At 75.0% G+C, this 515-nt stretch carries 1 protein-coding gene; it reads left to right on the top strand.

From position 1 onward, the window contains the following. Positions 1-32 precede the first annotated feature (32 nt). The coding region (locus ABD879_RS32840) for an alpha-hydroxy-acid oxidizing protein (RefSeq protein WP_345025693.1) at positions 33-515 on the top strand (483 nt) is incomplete at its 3' end.

Raw genomic sequence — 515 nt, 5'->3', positions numbered from 1 at the left:
CGCCCACGTTCTTCGGCGCCTACGGCGAGTGGATGCAAACCCCTCCGCCCTCGTGGGACGACGTGCGGTGGCTGCGCGAGCAGTGGGACGGGCCGTTCATGCTCAAGGGCGTCTGCCGGGTGGACGACGCCCGGCGCGCGGTCGACGCGGGGGTCACCGCGATCTCGGTGTCCAACCACGGCGGCAACAACCTGGACGGCACGCCCGCGCCGATCCGGGTGCTGCCCGCCGTGGCGGACGCGGTCGGCGACCAGGTGGAGGTGCTGTTGGACGGCGGCGTGCGGCGCGGCGGCGACGTGGTGAAGGCGCTGGCGCTGGGCGCCCGCGCCGTCATGATCGGCCGCGCGTACCTGTGGGGGCTGGCCGCGGGCGGGCAGGCGGGTGTGGAGAACGTGCTGGACATCCTGCGCGGCGGCATCGACTCGGCGCTGCTCGGCCTGGGCCGCTCGTCAGTCCACGAGCTGACCCGCGACGACGTGGTGATCCCCGACGGCTTCACCCGCCCCCTCGGCGCC

Source organism: Actinomadura keratinilytica, from assembly GCF_039539665.1.
Taxonomy (GTDB): Bacteria; Actinomycetota; Actinomycetes; order Streptosporangiales; family Streptosporangiaceae; genus Spirillospora; species Spirillospora keratinilytica.
Note: the sequence above shows the minus strand (reverse complement) of the source record. Positions and strands in the feature narration are given on the sequence as shown.